The following is a 16,078-nucleotide window of genomic DNA, read 5'->3' as shown; positions in this document are numbered from 1 at the left end:
GGCGCGGAAAAAAAATCGCGCCCCGGCCCCGTGAAGGCCGCGACGCGAAAGTGGAACGATACGTTCTGTAGGACGTCGGCGAGAGAGGGCCTGTGTGCCACCCGCGATGAATGCGGAGGTACCCGGCGACGTTAGAATGGCGGCCTCAGGCGCGTTAGCCCGTTCGCGCCCCAGCGTTGTGCCGGGTATGGCCGTTGGCCTTACACGTCTTCAGGCACATGACGCCGTAGCGGACCGCCGCGACCATTGCAGGATTCATGTCACGACCCCCCGAGCCATCGCCGCCGCCGCTGCCGTCCGAGCGACTGCGCGTGGGCGACTGCTTGGTCGACGTGCCGCTGCGCGAGATTCTCGCGCCCGGCGCGCGGCGGGCGCGCCGGATCACGCCCAAGGCCATGGGCGTGCTGCTGAGCCTGGTCGAGCACCAGGGCCGGGTCGTGAGCCGCGATGCCTTGCTGACCGAGGTCTGGCCCGACACACTGCCGACCAACGACGTCATCACCCAGGCCATCACCCAACTGCGCAAGGCCTTCGACGACGAGCGCGGCAATCCGCGCTACATCGAAACCATCGCCAAGAACGGCTATCGCCTGCTCACGCCGGTGGTCTGGCTGGGCGCCGCATCGGACGCGCCCGCGCGCGCCGAACGCGCGCGTCAGGATGCGGCGCTGGTCGATCCTTCGCGCACCACCGCCGAACATCCGGCGTTTCCCGAGCCGCGGCGCGACGAGACGGTGGCCGCCATCCCGGTCGTCGCCGCGCCCAGCGCGCGCGGCGCCTGGACTTCGATCGTCGGCGCGATCGTCGCGGTGTCGGTGCTGGTCGGCGCGATCCTGCTGTGGTCGATGTTGCGCACGCCGGCGCCGCAGGAGGTGCGCGCCAATAGCGCGATGCCCCTGCCCAGCGAGCGCCCCTATCGCCTGATCACCTCGATGCCGGGTTTCGAACTGGCGCCCACGCTGTCGCCGGACGCCTCGATGGTGGCCTACGTCGCCATCCCCGAGCGCGCGCGCGCGACCGCGATCATGGTCCAAACCACCGACCAGACCCAGCCGCGCGTGCTCAGCCATCCCGGCGGCAACGCCGAGGACAGCGCGCCGGCCTGGTCGCCGGACGGGCGTTGGATCGCGTTCGTGCGCCTGGACCCGGGCGTCGCCTGCCGGATCATGATGATCGCGGCCAACGGCGGCGCCGAGCGCGAGGTCGGCACCTGCGACCACCGCAGCCCGCCCAGCTTCGACTGGACGCCCGACAGCCACGGCCTGGTGTTCGGCAGCATGCCCACCGCGCTGGGCGTGGCCGGCATGCGCCAGCTCGATCTGGCCAGCGGTGAATGGACCGTGCTCAACTACCGCCGCGGTCGCGACGATCTCGACACCGCACCGCGCTACTCGCCGGACGGACGCTGGATCGCGTTCGTGCGCAATGCGCCGCTCGGCGATTTCTGGCGCGTGCCGGCCGAGGGCGGGGAAGCCGAACGCCTGACCGAGCTGCGCGCCGACGTGCGCGGCTGGGACTGGCTGCCCGACGGCAGCGGTCTGTTGTTCGGTCGCGCCTCCGACGGCGACGTGCGCATGTACCGGCTCGACTTCGACAGCGGCCGGATCACCGACACCGGCATCGCCGACGCCCAGAGCCCGGTGTCCGCGCGCAGCCGCGAGGCCGCGGTGTTCGTGCAGCGCAAACCCTATTTCGGTCTGTACCGGGTTATGGTGCCGGAGCATTCCGGCGGCCTGGTGCACGTGGTTGAACCGCTGTTCGCGTCTTCGGCGCGCGACGTGCTGCCTTCGATCGCGCCGGACTCGCGCCAGATGGTGTTCGTGTCGGATCGCTCCGGCAGCAACGGCCTATGGTGGGCCGATCTGGAGCGGCCGGAATCGCTGCGCATGATCGCCGGCGTGCAGCCGGCCACCCGTTACGTCTCCAACTGGTCGGCCGACGCGCGCAGCGTGCTGGTCAGCGGCCGCGACCGCGACGGCCGGGCGGTGGTGCACGAGGTGGTCCCGTCCAGCGGCCGGGTTTCGCAGCTGGACCTGCCGCTGACCGAACCGGTGCAGGCCCTGTACCTGCCCGACCCGGACCGGATCCTGGTCCTGGCCGGGGCCGGCGACGGCCATCTGCGCCTGCACCTGTTCGACCGCCGCCACAACCCGATGAAGGCCCTGGCCACGATCGACGACGTGTCCCAGGTCCAGCTGGACCCGGTCGGCCAGCGCGTGCTGTTCACCCGACCCACCCGCAGCGGCCTGTGGCAGGCCGACCTGGCCCTGTCGGCAGGCAGCGTGCGCGAGCTGAACGCGGAAATGCCGATCTCCGACCGCTACCGTCTGTGGGCGGTCGCCGGCGACGGCCAGATCCGCTACCTCGAACAGCTGCAAAGTTGCGCCGCCCGCCTGCGTCGCATCGGCCTGGGAGACACGACCACGGCACCGGCCCTGTGCCTGGACCAAAGCCGGCGCGCCGCGGTCAACGGTTTCTCGGTCAGCCCGCGCGGCGACGCCGTTTATGTGGCCCTGGTCGAGTGGGATGGCGCTGATATCGGTTACATGGACCTATTGCCCGCGCCGAAGACCGAAGTGCCGGGTTGGTTCAAGTAATTGATCCAAAAGCGAAACATGCTTTCGGAAGTTCTTCGGTTTTGCTCTCGTTGCGATTTCGCATAACTGTCCGACAACTTTCCTGAAGCCGCACTCCGGCTCCGGCAAAACCTTTGGCCATTCTCGGCACATGAGGTGGACCAATGGAGCAATCGCAATGGGCGGATCGCGGGCAGCTGCTGCAGCTCGACAGCCCGGACAACGCAGCGCTGGGTAGCTGCGTCGGCGTCTCCCGCCTCGGCAGCGCACAGCTGTCGGGCGCCAACTTCTCGATCTGGGTGCAGCTGCGAGGCGCGTCCTGGGTCGAAGCCAAGGAAGGCAAGTTCCGTCTGCGCCGCGGCGACTGGATCGCCTTCGAGCGCGACTCCAAGCCGGTGCTGCAGGCCGACCGCCACGGCCTGTGCGTGGGCCTGAACCTGAGCGCGGACGCGCTCAAGGCGATGGCGCGCTTCACCGACTGCGGCCTCTATGCCGGCCGCGGTCGCATGACCCGGCGCGACGCCCGCGTCGCCCTGCGCCTGTGGCGCCAGGCCAGCGTGCACGCCGCCGACACCGAGGCCCCGGCCGAGGTCACCGCGCTGCGTCCGATCCTGCTGCACCTGGCCGGCATCCAGCGCGAGCTGGCCGCGCGCATCCCGCGTTGCCCGGGCCGCTCGCGCAGCCGCAAGCGTCAGGTGTTCGGCCGTCTGCAGCGCGCACGCCTGTATCTCGAAGGCAATTGCGATCGCGTGGTGCGCATCAGCGAACTCGCCGAACTGACCAGCTTCTCCAGCTGGTACTTCTCCAAGACCTTCCACAGTCTTTATGAAGAGAGCCCGCAGGCCGCATCCGCGCGCATGCGTCTGGAGCACGCCGCCGACTTGCTCAAGAGCACGACGATGATGATCGGCGAGGTCGCCGCGGCCAGCGGCTTCGACAACTGCTGCAGTTTCGCGCGCGCGTTCCGCGCACGCTTCGGCGTATCGGCCACGCGTTATCGCAGCGCGGCGGCGAGCGGAGCGAATGCGCGGACCGATTCGGCAAAGTCCACGGGCGTCGTGCGTAAAGCCGCGTGAGTTCGGCGCCAACGATGCGGAATCGCGCACATATATAGATGTGCGCGTCGCGACGCATCGGCGTGGAGTGAGAACGACGAGCGAAGCCGCTGACATCAGCGGCTTCGCTTTTTTGTTTGCGCGTGTTACGCGCGTTCGCGTTGCTTGTGCGACGACGCAGCGCGTGTGAGCTCGCGGACCGACTTGGCAAAGTCTCTCAGCGCCGCGCGCAAAGCAGCGATGGCCAGCGGAACGTAATTTTGCTGGGCGTTTTAACACGCCCATAACGATTACTGGAGAGAGATAGATGAACCATCGCAATTTGCGTCCCGCGGTGCGGCTCGGCTTGCTGCCGGCCGGTATCGCGATCGCACTGGTGCCGGCGTTTGCCAGCGCCCAAGAAGCCGATGCAGCTCCCGCCCAAGACGCTACGACGCTCGATCGCATCGAGGTCACCGGCTCGCGCATCAAGCGCGCCGACATCGAAACTTCGCAGCCGATCTTCACCCTGACCCGCGCCGAGATCGACAAGCAGGGCGTGACCTCGGTCGCCGACGTGCTGCAGCGCATCTCCAGCAACGGCGCCGCGCTGAACTCGACCTTCAACAACGGCGGCGACGGTTCCTCGGGCATCAGCCTGCGTAACCTCGGCAGCAGCCGCACCCTGGTGCTGGTCAACGGCCGCCGCTGGACCACCCAGCTCGACGGTTCGGTCGACCTCAACACCATCCCGGCCTCGATCATCGAGCGCGTGGAAGTGCTGAAGGACGGCGCGTCGACCATCTACGGTTCCGACGCCATCGCCGGCGTGGTCAACATCATCACCCGTCGCAACTTCGAAGGCGCCGAAGCCGGCGCGTACTTCGGCCAGTACAACGCTCAGGACGGCGACCGTCAGGCGTACGACTTCTCGCTGGGCGTGAGCAACGACCGCTCCTCGCTGCTGCTGGGCGCTTCCTACGTGAAGGAAGAGGCCGTGATGGCCGGCGCGCGCAAGATCTCCGCGGGCGGCGCTCCGTTCTACTCCGGCCAGAGCGGCACCGGCTTCCCGGGCTCGTTCGTCGACAACAAGGGCACCGCCGCCACCGCGGACGACGTGCGTTACGTGCTCGACGCGCAGGGCAACAAGGTCGTTTACGACTCGGCCGTGCACGGCTACAACACCGCGCCGGACAACTACCTGCTGACCCCGCAGGAGCGTACCTCGCTGTTCGCGCAGGGCACGTTCGACATCACCGACAACCTGACCTTCCGCACCGAGACGCTGTACAACCAGCGCATCTCCGAGCAGCTGCTCGCGGCCATGCCGGTCACCGGCCTGACCCTGAGCAAGGACAGCCTGTATGCGCCGGCCGAGTACAAGGGCGTGCGCGACCTGGTCGGCGTCAACCGCCGCTTCCAGGAAACCGGCGGTCGTTCGTACAACCAGGACGTCAAGAACTTCCACTTCTACGGCGGTCTGGAAGGCTACTTCAGCGTCGGCGAGCGTCAGTTCGATTGGGACGCCGGCTACCGCTACGACAAGTCCGACGAGAACACCCTGACCTACGGTCTGTTCAACCTGGCCGCGCTGCGCAACGCCTACGGTCCGTCGGAAATGCGCGACGGCAAGGCCGTGTGCGTGTCCGCTCCGGGCGGCGCCATCATCGCCGGCTGCGTGCCGATCAATCCGCTCGGCGGCCTGGGTTCGATCACGCCGGAAGGCCTGGCGTACACCGGCTTCACCGCGCACGATTCGGCCAAGGTCGAGTCCAAGAGCTACACCCTCAACATCAGCGGCGACATCGTCGACCTGCCGGCCGGCCCGCTGGGCTTCGCCGCGGGCTATGAGCACCGCACCGAGAGCGGCCAGTTCGATCCGGATGCGTTCATCGCCGCCGGCCTGAGCACGGGCAACGCGCGTTCGCCCACCGCCGGTTCGTACTCGCTGGACGAGTTCTACCTCGAAGTCGCCGTGCCGGTGCTGTCCGACCTGCCGTTCGCCAAGCTGCTCGACTTCTCGGTCGCCACGCGTTACTCGGACTTCAGCAACTTCGGCAACACGCTGAACAGCAAGTTCGGTTTCCGCTGGAAGCCGATCGACGACCTGCTGATCCGCGGTAACTGGTCGGAGGGCTTCCGCGCCCCGAGCATCAGCAACCTCTACGGCGGCAACACCGACTCGTTCGAGAGCTACATCGACCCGTGCTCCAGCCACTCGCCGCTGCGTAGCAACCCGCAGGTCGCCGCTCGCTGCGCCGCCGAAGGCGTGCCGGCGAACTACGTCCAGCCGGGCAACGGTTCGTCGCGTCAGACGCTGGAAGCCTTCACCTGGACCTCCAACGACAAGCTGTCGCCGGAAACCTCGACCAGCAAGACCCTGGGCTTCGTCTACAGCCCGAGCTGGCTGCAGGGCTTCGACATCGCTCTTGACTGGTACAAGGTCAAGATCGAGAACGCGATCACCCGTCCGGAAGCGCAGTTCATCCTCGACAAGTGCTACGCCGGTACCCCGGGCGAGCAGGCGGCTTACTGCGGCCTGTACCAGCGCGGCGGCACCTCCGCCGGTAACCCGAACATCATCGACAACCTCGAGATGCCGCTGCTCAACCTCGCGCAGTACGAGGTCGAGGGTTACGACATGACCTTGAACTACCGTCTGCCGGAAACGGTCTACGGCAAGTTCTCGATCACCTGGGACACCAGCTACACCTCCAAGTGGATCGCTACGGCCACCAAGGACTCCGTCGCCGAAGAGCGTCAGGGCCTGTACCTGCCGAACGATCCGTACTGGCGCATCAAGTCCAATCTGTACCTGGATTGGACCAAGGGCGACTTCGGTGCGACCTGGGGCATGCGCTACAAGTCGGGCATCGACGAGGTTTGCCCGTTCACCGGCGCGAGCGCGCAGGCTTACTGCTCGGATCCGAACCGCGTGACCGCCGATGGCGCTTCGCCGCGCAATCACCTGGGCGCGACCACGTACCACGACATGCAGTTCCGCTACAACACGCCGTGGAACGCCACCGTCTCGGTCGGCGCGAACAACGTGTTCGACAAGGATCCGCCGCTGTCGCTGACCGCGAAGTACAACATGTTCGATCCGCAGTACGACCTGCCGGGCCGTTACTACTACCTGCAGTACCGTCAGCGCTTCTGATCGACGGTTGCCGTAGTAGGCAGCACGCAGTACCGGGAGGCGGGCCATGGGCCCGCCTCCTTTTTTTTGGGGCGCCGCCGCCGTGGCGACGGCTCGACGGTCCTGTGTACGATAGGCCGGTCGCAAGCCCGGATCGCCCGATGAAATTGCAGGTGCCGTTCATCCAGTTGCCGCTGACCATCGATGCGGCGCGGCTGGCCGCCGAGATCGCCGCCTTGGGCGAGGGCCCCTGGCGCCCGCACCCGCAGGGTTTCGCCGGCAATTCCATGCTGCCGCTGGTCGCGGTGGACGGCGATCCGGCCAACGAGGCCTTCTCCGGGCAGATGCGTCCGACCCCGGAACTGTTGCGTTGCCCGTACCTGACCCAGGTGTTCGCCAGCCTGGGCGCCACCGTCGGCCGCAGCCGCCTGATGCGCCTGTCCGGCCACGCCGAGGTCACCCGCCACGCCGACCAGGGCTACTACTGGGCCGAGCGCGTGCGCGTGCACGTGCCGGTGGTGACCCAGCCGACCGTGCGCTTCGAGTGCGGCGACGCCGCGATCAATATGGCGGCGGGCGAGTGCTGGATCTTCGATACCTGGCGCCAGCACCGCGTGATCAACGATGCGGTGGAGTCGCGCATCCATCTGGTCGTCGATACGGTCGGCGGCGGCGAGTTCTGGGAACTGGTCGCGCGCGGCCGCCCGCACAATGTCGCGCCCGTCGGCTGGCCGCAGCAGGCGGTGGCGCCGCGCGAGAACGAGGTCGCGCGTTTTCCCTGCGAGATCGTCAACGTGCCGGCGGTGATGAGCCCCTGGGAACTCAACGCGCACTTCGGGCTGCTGTTCGCCGACGCCGAGCCGCATCCGCAACTGCAGCAGGTGCGCCAGGCCTCGATGCGTTTCGCGCGCGTGTGGCAGGGCTTGTGGTTCGAGTACGGCGAGCGCCCGGAAGGCCGCGCGAGTTACCGCGACGCCCTGCAGCGCTTCATCGACGAGGTCAAAGGCCCCAGCCAGACCATCCGCCTCAAGAACGAGCTGCGCTGGTTCAACGCGATGATGACCATCGTCGCCAAGTTCGCGGTGGGTGGCCAGGCGCCTGCGACTGGCAATAACGCCGAGCAGCAGCGCGCGGTGGGCGATAACGCCTAGCCGCTGCCAGGCGGCTCCCAAACGCGTAACTGCGAGCCCTGCAGCGGCGCTCATCCGCCATTCGGCCGCCGCCAGCGGAAGCGCGAACGGCAAGGCGGTTACGCTGCGAAAACACGAAGGCCGCCCTGAGGCGGCCTTCGTCGTCCTACCGAAATCGCGACGGCCTCAGAACTTCGGCTTGTCGCTCTCTTCGGTGGCGTTGTAGCGCTCGATCGCTTCCAGCAGGATCTGCTTGGCTTCGGCGGCGTTGCCCCAGCCGTCCAGCTTGACCCACTTGCCCTTCTCCAGATCCTTGTAGTGCTCGAAGAAGTGGCCGATGCGGTCCAGCCAATGCTGGCTGACCTGCTCGATGTCGGAGATGTGGCTGTAGCCGGCGAAGACCTTGTCGATCGGCACCGCCAGCAGCTTCTCGTCGCCGCCGGCTTCGTCGGTCATGCGCAGCACGCCGACCGGGCGGCAGCGGATCACCGAGCCGGGGATCAACGGCAGCGGCAGCACCACCAGCACGTCGGCCGGATCGCCGTCGCCGCACAGGGTGTGGGGCACATAGCCGTAGTTGCAGGGGTAACGCATCGGGGTCGACAGGATGCGGTCGACGAAGATCGCACCGGAGGCCTTGTCGACCTCGTACTTGACCGGCTCGGCGTCCTTGGGGATTTCGATGATGACGTTGATCTCTTCCGGCGGGTTCTTGCCGGTGGGGACGAGGTCCAGGCCCATGATGCGTAGCTCCGACTGCTGGTGGCCCGTCGGGGGACGGGCCGATGAAAGAGCGGGCATTCTACGCGGCCGGCTGTTGCGATGCAGCATCGACCCGGCCGAGCCGCCGATTCGGCCCGGCGCGCGCCCGCGCCGGAGCCCGGCATGGTCAAGGATGCGCCGTCCCGGCATGCTGAGCCGCACGCAAGCCAGGGGTGTGGGCGGGCCGATCGGGTCCCGCCGCGACCGAGACCGACCAGGGAGCGACGATGCGATACAGGACAGGACTCGGCTTGGCGGCGATGCTATGCCTCGCCCCGGCCGCGACCGCCGAGGCCAGAACCGCCGGCGAGCCGGCGAGCGCCGACGAAGCGCGCACGGCCGCGCGTTTCGAGCGCATCGCCGACAGCCCGCCGCAACTGCGCATGTTCCTGCAGGCCATGCCCAAGGGCGGCGACCTGCACAACCACGCCAGCGGCTCGGTCTACGCCGAGGACTACCTGCGCTGGGCGGCGGAGCGGGGCTACTGCGTCGCCGCCGACAGCCATCGCATCGTGCGTCCGCCCTGCGAGGCGCCGGGGTCGGTCGCGGCGCGCGATCTGGCCAGTCGGGACTACGCCGCCTACAGCCGCGCGATCGACGCGTTGTCGATGCGCAATGCGGCGCTGCCCGATTTCGACCGCTTCTTCGCCAGCTTCGACGGTTTCCGCGCGGTCTCGGCCGACGACGCCGGACGGGTGGTCGCGGCCGCGCGCGAACTGGCCGCCGACGATCAGGTGGCCTATCTGGAACTGATGTCGATGCCGCGCAGCGCGCAGGGCCTGCTCGACGCGGCCAAGGCCAGCGGCCAGGACGGCGGCGATCCGGACGCGCTGCTGGCCGTGTTGGCGCCGCTGCTGCCGGCCGCGATCGCCGAGGCGCGCGCGGAGCTGGATCGCGACGAGGCCGCGTTCGCCGCCTCGCATGCCTGCGCGAGCGCCGCCGCCAAGCCCGCCTGCGCGGTCGAGGTGCGCTATCAGATTCCGGTGGCGCGCCATCGGCCGCCGGCGCAGGCCTTCGCCGCGATGGTGTTCGGTTTCGCCTTGGTGCAGGCCGATCCGCGCTGGGTCGGCGTCAACATCGTCGGCCCCGAGCATCACCCGGTGGCGCAGCGCGATTACTCGCTGCACATGCGCCTGTTCGCTTACCTGAAACAGCGTCACCCCACGGTGCCTTTGTCCCTGCATGCCGGCGAACAGACCCTGGGCCTGGTCGCGCCGCGCGAGCTGCGCTACCACGTGCGCGAGGCGGTGACGGTGGCCGGCGCGCGCCGCATCGGCCACGGCGTGGATATCGCCTACGAGACCGACGCGCGCGCAGTGCTGGAGCGCATGGCGCGCGAACGGATCGCGGTCGAGATCAACCTCAGCAGCAACGCGGCCATCCTCGGCGTGCAGGGCGCCCAGCATCCGCTGCGCGCCTACCTGGACGCGGGCGTACCGGTGGTCCTGGCCACCGACGATCAGGGCGTGCTGCGCAGCGACATGACCCACGAATACCAGCGCGCGGTGCAGGAGCAAGGCTTGCGCTATGCGCAGCTCAAGCAGCTCGCGCGCGACAGTCTGGAATACGCCTTCCTGGCCGGCGACAGCCTGTGGCAGGACCGCGCCGGCGGCGCGCGCGTGGACGCCTGCGCGCGCGACATCGCCGCGCCGGCGTGCGCGGCCTTGTTGCAAGCCAGCGCCAAGGCACGCCTGCAATGGCGCCTGGAGCAGGAGTTCGCGCGCTTCGAACGCGGCCAGCGCTGAGCGCGCCGGAAAAGAAAACGGCGGCCGTGGCCGCCGTTTCCCGAACCCCGAAGCTTGGCGTTTACTCGAGGCGGACCTCGACCCGGCGCGCTTCCTTGGCGGTGCCGTCGCCTTCCATCTGGACCGGCTTGTCCATGCTCACGCGATCGGCGGACAGGCCCTGCTGGATCAGCCAGTCCCTGACCACCGACGCGCGCTGCTTGGCCAGATCGGCATTGCGCGCGGGATCGCCGCTGCTGTCGTGAAAGCCCGACACGCGCGCCTTCAGCGCAGGATCGCGCTGCATGCGGTGGTAGGCCTTGGACAGCACGGTTTCGAACTCGGCCGGCAGCGCGGCCGAACCGCTTTCGAAGTACAGCGTGGCCAGCGAGTCCGGCGTGACGTCGGCGGTAGCCGGCGCGGCCCCCATCGCCGGCGCCGACAGCGCCGCCACCGGCGCGCCGTGCGCGGCCGCGGCCGCGTCGGCAGGACCGGCGCCGCTGGGCAGCAGCGGCACCAGCAACAGCGCGACGATGTTGATGATCTTGATCAGCGGATTGATCGCCGGGCCGGCGGTGTCCTTATACGGGTCGCCGACGGTGTCGCCGGTGACCGCGGCCTTGTGCGCCTCGGAACCCTTGCCGCCGTGGTGGCCGTCCTCGATGTACTTCTTGGCGTTGTCCCAGGCGCCGCCGCCGGTGGTCATCGAGATCGCCACGAACAGGCCGGTCACGATGGTGCCGATCAGCAGGCCGCCCAGCGCCTTCGGCCCCAGCAGCAGGCCGATCACCACCGGTACCGCGACCGGCAGCAGCGAGGGCACGATCATTTCCTTGATCGCCGACTTGGTCAGCATGTCCACGGCGCGCGAGTAATCGGGCTTGCCGGTGCCTTCCATGATGCCGGGGATGTCGCGGAACTGACGGCGCACTTCCTCCACCACCGCGCCGGCGGCGCGGCCCACGGCTTCCATCGCCATGGCGCCGAACAGATACGGGATCAGGCCGCCGATCAGCAGGCCGATGATCACGTAGTGGTCGGACAGGTCGAAGGAGAACACGGTGCCCGGATGCGCGGCCTGCAGGTTGTGGGTGTAGTCGGCGAACAGCACCAGCGCGGCCAGCGCGGCCGAACCGATCGCATAGCCCTTGGTCACCGCCTTGGTGGTGTTGCCGACCGCGTCGAGCGGGTCGGTCACCGCGCGCACCTCCGGCGGCAGCTCGGCCATCTCGGCGATGCCGCCGGCGTTGTCGGTGATCGGGCCGTAGGCGTCCAGGGCGACGATCATGCCGGCCATCGACAGCATCGAAGTGGCGGCGATGGCGATGCCGTACAGGCCGCCCAGCGCGTGCGCGCCCCAGATCGCCAGGCACACCGAGATCACCGGCAGCGCGGTCGACTTCATCGACACGCCCAGGCCGGCGATGATGTTGGTTCCATGCCCGGTGGTCGAGGCCGCCGCGACGTGCTGCACCGGCTTGAACTGAGTGCCGGTGTAGTACTCGGTGATCCACACGATCACGCCGGTCAGCACCAGGCCGATCAACGCGCACCAGTACAGGTTCATCGCGCCGTAGGACGAGTCGGCCATCAGCTGGGTGGTGATCGGGTAGAACGCGATCGCCGCCAGCACCGCCGACACGATCACGCCCTTGTACAGCGCGCCCATGATCGAGCCGCCGGCCTTCACCTTGACGAAGAACGCGCCGATGATCGAAGCGATGATCGACACGCCGCCCAACACCAGCGGATACAGCACCGCGTTGTGGCCGGCCTGGGCGATCATCAGCCCGCCCAGCAGCATGGTCGCGATCACGGTGACCGCGTAGGTCTCGAACAGGTCCGCGGCCATGCCGGCGCAATCGCCGACGTTGTCGCCGACGTTGTCGGCGATCACCGCCGGGTTGCGCGGGTCGTCCTCGGGGATGCCGGCTTCGACCTTGCCCACCAGGTCGGCGCCGACGTCGGCGCCCTTGGTGAAGATGCCGCCGCCCAGTCGCGCGAAGATCGAGATCAGCGAGGAGCCGAAGGCCAGGCCGACCAGCGCGTGCAGCGCCGCTTCGCCGGTGATGCCCATCTTGGCCAGCACCAGCCAGTAACCGGCCACGCCCAGCAGGCCCAGGCCGACCACCAGCATGCCGGTGATGGCGCCGCCGCGGAAGGCGACGTCCATGGCCGGGCCGATGCCCTTGCGCGCGGCTTCGGCGGTGCGCACGTTGGCGCGCACCGACACGTTCATGCCGATGTAGCCGGCCGCGCCGGACAGCACCGCGCCGATCAGGAAGCCGATCGCGGTGGGCCAGTTCAGGAAGAAGCCGATGACCACGAACAGCACGACGCCGGCGACGCCGATGGTGCTGTACTGGCGATTGAGGTAGGCGCGCGCGCCTTCCTGGATCGCGCCGGCGATCTCCTGCATGCGTGCGTTGCCGGCGGGTTGAGCGCTGATCCAGCGCGCGGAAATGATCCCGTACAGGATCGCGATGACGGCGCAAGCCAGCGCCAAGGTCAAACCGTACTGCTCCAGCATGAACCCCTCCCCAGAGTGGACATCAGGAATTTCTGATCACCTAAAGTTTTAGGTCGCAGGCCGAAGTCCCGGCGCGGCAACGCTGGGACTATCGCACAGGGCTTGGGCCTGTGAAACCTCGTGAAACCAGGGTTCAGCCCCGGCGTGCCAGCCTGCGACCCCAGTCACGTATCGATGGAGCCTGTTCATGCGCATCGCCGCCGTCCTGCTCGCCGCGCTGTCGCTGCCGGCCCTGGCCGCCGCCGCCGGTACCGACCCCGCCCCGGAAATCCAGCGCCCGGTCGGGCAGCCGCAGGCGCTGGGCGCCGTCCACACCCTGCGTCAGATCCCCGAGGCCTGCGCCCGCCTGGAGGGCCAGTTCACCGGCCAGGCCGCGCAGCCCTACAAGTTCGCCGTGGTCCGCACCAGCCCCAGTTGCCAGCCGCGCGCGCGCTTCGTCGACGCCGCCAAGGCCCAGCCCTCGCTGGCCGCGGGTTGGTCATTCAACGATCTGATCCGCGTGCCCAACGCGGCCTGCCCCTCGCAGCAGGCGGTGGTGCGGGTGTGGCGCAAGCCGGCTAACGTCGCCCCGCCCAAGCTGGACGGTCAGGGCCAGGCGCGTCTGTACCTAGCCGACGAAAAGGCCAAGGCCGCGGCCAAGCAGCTGGCGGCGGTGCCGATGTTCGCCGCCGTCATGGCGGTCGAAGGCAAATCCTGCGGCGGTTAGGGCGCGCCGCGCGCCGATCACTTGCACGCAAACGGGCGCCGTGTCCGCGGCGCCCGTTGCGATCGATAAGGCTTACTTGGCGAGCTTGAGCTTGTCGGCCAGCGCGTTGAACGCCGCGGCGTCGGTCGGCGCCAGGTTCGGACGACCGGCCACGATGCCCATGCCCAGCGTGCCCTGCACGTAGTAGGTTTCGCCGGCTTCGATTTCCATGGTCAGCACGTCCTTGGTCTCGCCATGTACGCGGTACTCGTGCGTGCCCGGCTCGGCCACATGGACGAAGTACTTGCCGCTGCGCAGCTTGCCCAGCTCGGTCTCGCCCTCGCGCACCTTGAAACCGACCGCGCCGCCGACGAACTTGGACGGGCGGAAGAACACGATCTGGCCCTTGCCCTGCGGCGGCACGCCGATCTTGCCGGCCGGCTGCGCGTCGGCGGCGGTGTCTTCGGCCTCTTCGGCGCTGGCTTCGGTCGCGGCGGGCGGGGCGGTGTCCTGGGCCAGCACGGCGCCGGAGAACATCAGGCCGAGCGCGAGAGCGGAAACACGGAACTTCAGGTTCATCTAAGAACTACTCCTGGGGTGGTTGAACGGCGTCGGCCGCGGTGGTCGGCGACGGAGAAACGGGTAAGGCAGGCGCGGTCGCGGCTGTGGTGCCGGCGACGGTCAGCTCCAGTTCCTGGGCGAGCTTGGCGCGCAAGGCGGTGTCGGCGGGGATCTCGATTTCGCGGCCGCGCACGAACATCGCGAACGGGCCGATTAGGAGGGACGCGCCCATCGCGCCGTTGATCTGGTCGCGTCCGCTTTGCCCCACCGACAAGCCGCGCAAGGGGATCTGGCGGCCGTTGAATTCCAGATAGCGGCCGGCGATCAGCAACTCGCCCGGATGGCCGCCGCCGCGCGAACGCGCGCCGTGCACCACCTCGCCGACGGCGGGCGTGCCGGCCAGTATCGGTTCGGCGCCGTCGACCGTCAACGGCTGGCTCAGACGCAGCGCGAAGCGGTCGCCGCGCTTGTGACGCGCGGAGGACAGGCTTTCGCCTAGCTGCAGTTCGACCGCGCTGCCCGCCGCGAGCCGGCAGCAAGGCGCGGGTGCGGAGACGTTGGCGTTGGCGTTGGCGGCCGTCGCGGGATCGTCGGCGGCGGCCGGCGCAGCGATGGGTTGTGTCGTCGGCGCAGGCGTTACGGCGGGGAGCGGCGCGGCGGCAACGGCGTCCTGCGCCTGCGTAACCGGAACGACCAGCAAAGCCGCCAGCGCGGCTGCGAACTTGAACATGAGCGACGCCCCCCCTGAGCGTGGCCGCACCTTAGCCAAGGCTCGGATTCCAGGCAAGCGCAGCGCGCGTGCGCGGGCAGGGGGCGCCGCGATCGCGATAGAGCGCCTACGACCGCAGGCCGGGCCGGCGCTAACGCCACGCACGAGGCGCCGAGTCAATGGCCGCAAGGGCTCGGCGTCGAGGGGGGGCAGATGAGTCGCTGCTTACGTGACGCCAAAACGGCGCCTGGGATGGTGGCGCGGCTTCAAGGCCGCGCGCCAGAACGGTAGCGCCTAGCGCCGAAGCGGTAGGGCCCGCGCTGGCTGGGGTAAGCGGCGCACAGACGGCGCCGAAGCGCCGCCCGCGCGTTGTCGCCAGGGCTTACTGGATGCCGCGGCAGTTCTTCAGCCAGACCAGGTAGCTGGACTCGTCGTAGTGGTCGTAGGTGGCGTTGAGATACATCTTGTCGCCGTTGCGCATCGCCAGCGCGTAGGCGTTCTGGTCGGGCATCATGCGGCAGGCGATGCGCAGCTCGCCGCGCCGCGACTTGCTGGGGACGAAGCCCGGAACCAGCGAGGGGTTCATGTCGAAGTACAGCTCGAACGCGCCCTTCTTGCCGGCCACGCCCTTGTTGACGCCCTTGATGTTGTAGACCTTGCCCGCGAAGCGCACGTCGATCGCGGCGGAGTTCTCCACACCCTGGCGTTCGATATCGGTGGCCAGCGCGGTCGCCTGGATCTCGATCGGCTTGACCGCGGCGCGCGCGACCGGCGCCTTGCCCGGCTTGAGCTGGGTCAGCATCTTGCACATCTCGCTGCGGATGCCGTCGGCGTTGCCGAACGCGCCGCGGCGCGTCTTCATCAGCATCGACACGGTGCCGTCGGGCTTGGCGGTGACATACACCTGCAGGCCCTTGTGGGCCAGGTTCGCCGGTTCCTCCAGCAACAGCGAGCCGCTGTCGGGGCTTTCGTCCAGCACGTCCATGCCGTCGGCGATGGCGAGGTTGCGCATCTGGCCGATCGCGCTGGGTACGCTCAGGCCCGCGACCTTGTAGGAGGTCGAATACTCGGCGCCGGAGAGCGCATTGCCCTTCTTGCTGAAATTGTCGTCGCACTGGCCGGCCAGCGCCGGCAGGGCGGGCAGCAACAGCAGCATCGGGAGCAATAGTGTGATCGGCTTGGCTTTCATGAGCTGTTCCTTGAAGTGATCGGTCTTCCGTGCGCCTTG

11 protein-coding genes and 1 pseudogene are annotated in these 16,078 nt (G+C 68.7%); 6 read left to right on the top strand and 6 right to left on the bottom strand.

Annotated elements, in window-relative coordinates:
- Nucleotides 1–257 precede the first annotated feature (257 nt).
- The 4 genes from ASE35_RS12705 (at nt 258) to ASE35_RS12690 (ending at nt 7,900) form a co-directional block, all read left to right on the top strand.
- Entirely contained in the window at nt 258–2,597 is a 2,340-nt protein-coding gene (locus tag ASE35_RS12705) for a winged helix-turn-helix domain-containing protein (RefSeq protein ID WP_082611257.1), read from the top strand.
- Nucleotides 2,598–2,740: 143 nt separating this feature from the next.
- Nucleotides 2,741–3,652 (top strand): helix-turn-helix domain-containing protein, encoded by a 912-nt coding sequence (locus ASE35_RS12700; RefSeq protein ID WP_057160867.1) that lies wholly within the window; start codon nt 2,741–2,743, stop codon nt 3,650–3,652.
- Nucleotides 3,653–3,938: 286 nt separating this feature from the next.
- On the top strand, nt 3,939–6,770 hold the full coding sequence (locus ASE35_RS12695) for a TonB-dependent receptor (protein WP_057164083.1): 2,832 nt from the start codon (nt 3,939–3,941) through the stop codon (nt 6,768–6,770).
- A 140-nt stretch (nt 6,771–6,910) separates the two neighbouring features.
- Entirely contained in the window at nt 6,911–7,900 is a 990-nt protein-coding gene (locus ASE35_RS12690) for an aspartyl/asparaginyl beta-hydroxylase domain-containing protein (RefSeq protein WP_056180088.1), read from the top strand.
- 165 nt (nt 7,901–8,065) lie between these two features.
- Here ASE35_RS12690 and ppa read toward each other — a convergent pair whose 3' ends face one another.
- Nucleotides 8,066–8,620 (bottom strand): inorganic diphosphatase, encoded by a 555-nt coding sequence (gene ppa, locus ASE35_RS12685; RefSeq protein WP_056180085.1) that lies wholly within the window; start codon nt 8,618–8,620, stop codon nt 8,066–8,068.
- A 281-nt stretch (nt 8,621–8,901) separates the two neighbouring features.
- On the opposite strand from ppa, the gene ASE35_RS12680 reads away from it, so the two are divergent.
- A complete protein-coding gene (locus ASE35_RS12680; protein ID WP_057164081.1) occupies nt 8,902–10,386 on the top strand; it encodes an adenosine deaminase in 1,485 nt (494 codons plus the stop codon).
- A gap of 61 nt (nt 10,387–10,447) precedes the next feature.
- Here ASE35_RS12680 and ASE35_RS22055 read toward each other — a convergent pair whose 3' ends face one another.
- Together ASE35_RS22055 and ASE35_RS12675 are read right to left on the bottom strand one after the other, a co-directional pair.
- Nucleotides 10,448–10,795 (bottom strand): OmpA family protein, encoded by a 348-nt coding sequence (locus tag ASE35_RS22055; RefSeq protein ID WP_235567253.1) that lies wholly within the window; start codon nt 10,793–10,795, stop codon nt 10,448–10,450.
- A gap of 75 nt (nt 10,796–10,870) precedes the next feature.
- Nucleotides 10,871–12,895, bottom strand: a pseudogene (locus tag ASE35_RS12675) (sodium-translocating pyrophosphatase); the annotation flags it as partial.
- A gap of 187 nt (nt 12,896–13,082) precedes the next feature.
- On the opposite strand from ASE35_RS12675, the gene ASE35_RS12670 reads away from it, so the two are divergent.
- Entirely contained in the window at nt 13,083–13,601 is a 519-nt protein-coding gene (locus ASE35_RS12670; RefSeq protein WP_200957025.1) for a hypothetical protein, read from the top strand.
- A 72-nt stretch (nt 13,602–13,673) separates the two neighbouring features.
- Here ASE35_RS12670 and ASE35_RS12665 read toward each other — a convergent pair whose 3' ends face one another.
- The 3 genes from ASE35_RS12665 to ASE35_RS12655 all read right to left on the bottom strand — a co-directional run bounded on the left by ASE35_RS12665 (nt 13,674) and on the right by ASE35_RS12655 (nt 16,039).
- Nucleotides 13,674–14,159 (bottom strand): DUF2846 domain-containing protein, encoded by a 486-nt coding sequence (locus ASE35_RS12665; protein WP_056180076.1) that lies wholly within the window; start codon nt 14,157–14,159, stop codon nt 13,674–13,676.
- A gap of 7 nt (nt 14,160–14,166) precedes the next feature.
- Complete coding sequence (locus tag ASE35_RS12660) at nt 14,167–14,871, bottom strand: hypothetical protein (RefSeq protein ID WP_057164077.1); 705 nt, start codon at nt 14,869–14,871, stop codon at nt 14,167–14,169.
- Between the two features lie 361 nt (nt 14,872–15,232).
- On the bottom strand, nt 15,233–16,039 hold the full coding sequence (locus ASE35_RS12655; RefSeq protein ID WP_157489454.1) for a hypothetical protein: 807 nt from the start codon (nt 16,037–16,039) through the stop codon (nt 15,233–15,235).
- Between the last annotated feature and the right edge of the window lie 39 nt (nt 16,040–16,078).

Source organism: Lysobacter sp. Root916 (assembly GCF_001429785.1).
GTDB lineage: Bacteria > Pseudomonadota > Gammaproteobacteria > Xanthomonadales > Xanthomonadaceae > Lysobacter.
The sequence above is the reverse complement of the archived record's forward strand: the minus strand, read 5'-3'. Positions and strand labels throughout refer to the sequence as shown.

What these genes read in the sequence shown, in the direction of transcription:
- ASE35_RS12705 (WP_082611257.1), top strand. Translation starts at nt 258, where the DNA reads ATGTCACGACCCCCCGAGCCATCGCCGCCGCCGCTGCCGTCCGAGCGA.
- ASE35_RS12700 (WP_057160867.1), top strand. Translation starts at nt 2,741, where the DNA reads ATGGAGCAATCGCAATGGGCGGATCGCGGGCAGCTGCTGCAGCTCGAC.
- ASE35_RS12695 (WP_057164083.1), top strand. Translation starts at nt 3,939, where the DNA reads ATGAACCATCGCAATTTGCGTCCCGCGGTGCGGCTCGGCTTGCTGCCG.
- ASE35_RS12690 (WP_056180088.1), top strand. Translation starts at nt 6,911, where the DNA reads ATGAAATTGCAGGTGCCGTTCATCCAGTTGCCGCTGACCATCGATGCG.
- ppa (WP_056180085.1), bottom strand. Translation starts at nt 8,620, where the DNA reads ATGGGCCTGGACCTCGTCCCCACCGGCAAGAACCCGCCGGAAGAGATC.
- ASE35_RS12680 (WP_057164081.1), top strand. Translation starts at nt 8,902, where the DNA reads ATGCTATGCCTCGCCCCGGCCGCGACCGCCGAGGCCAGAACCGCCGGC.
- ASE35_RS22055 (WP_235567253.1), bottom strand. Translation starts at nt 10,795, where the DNA reads ATGGGGGCCGCGCCGGCTACCGCCGACGTCACGCCGGACTCGCTGGCC.
- ASE35_RS12670 (WP_200957025.1), top strand. Translation starts at nt 13,083, where the DNA reads ATGCGCATCGCCGCCGTCCTGCTCGCCGCGCTGTCGCTGCCGGCCCTG.
- ASE35_RS12665 (WP_056180076.1), bottom strand. Translation starts at nt 14,159, where the DNA reads ATGAACCTGAAGTTCCGTGTTTCCGCTCTCGCGCTCGGCCTGATGTTC.
- ASE35_RS12660 (WP_057164077.1), bottom strand. Translation starts at nt 14,871, where the DNA reads ATGTTCAAGTTCGCAGCCGCGCTGGCGGCTTTGCTGGTCGTTCCGGTT.
- ASE35_RS12655 (WP_157489454.1), bottom strand. Translation starts at nt 16,039, where the DNA reads ATGAAAGCCAAGCCGATCACACTATTGCTCCCGATGCTGCTGTTGCTG.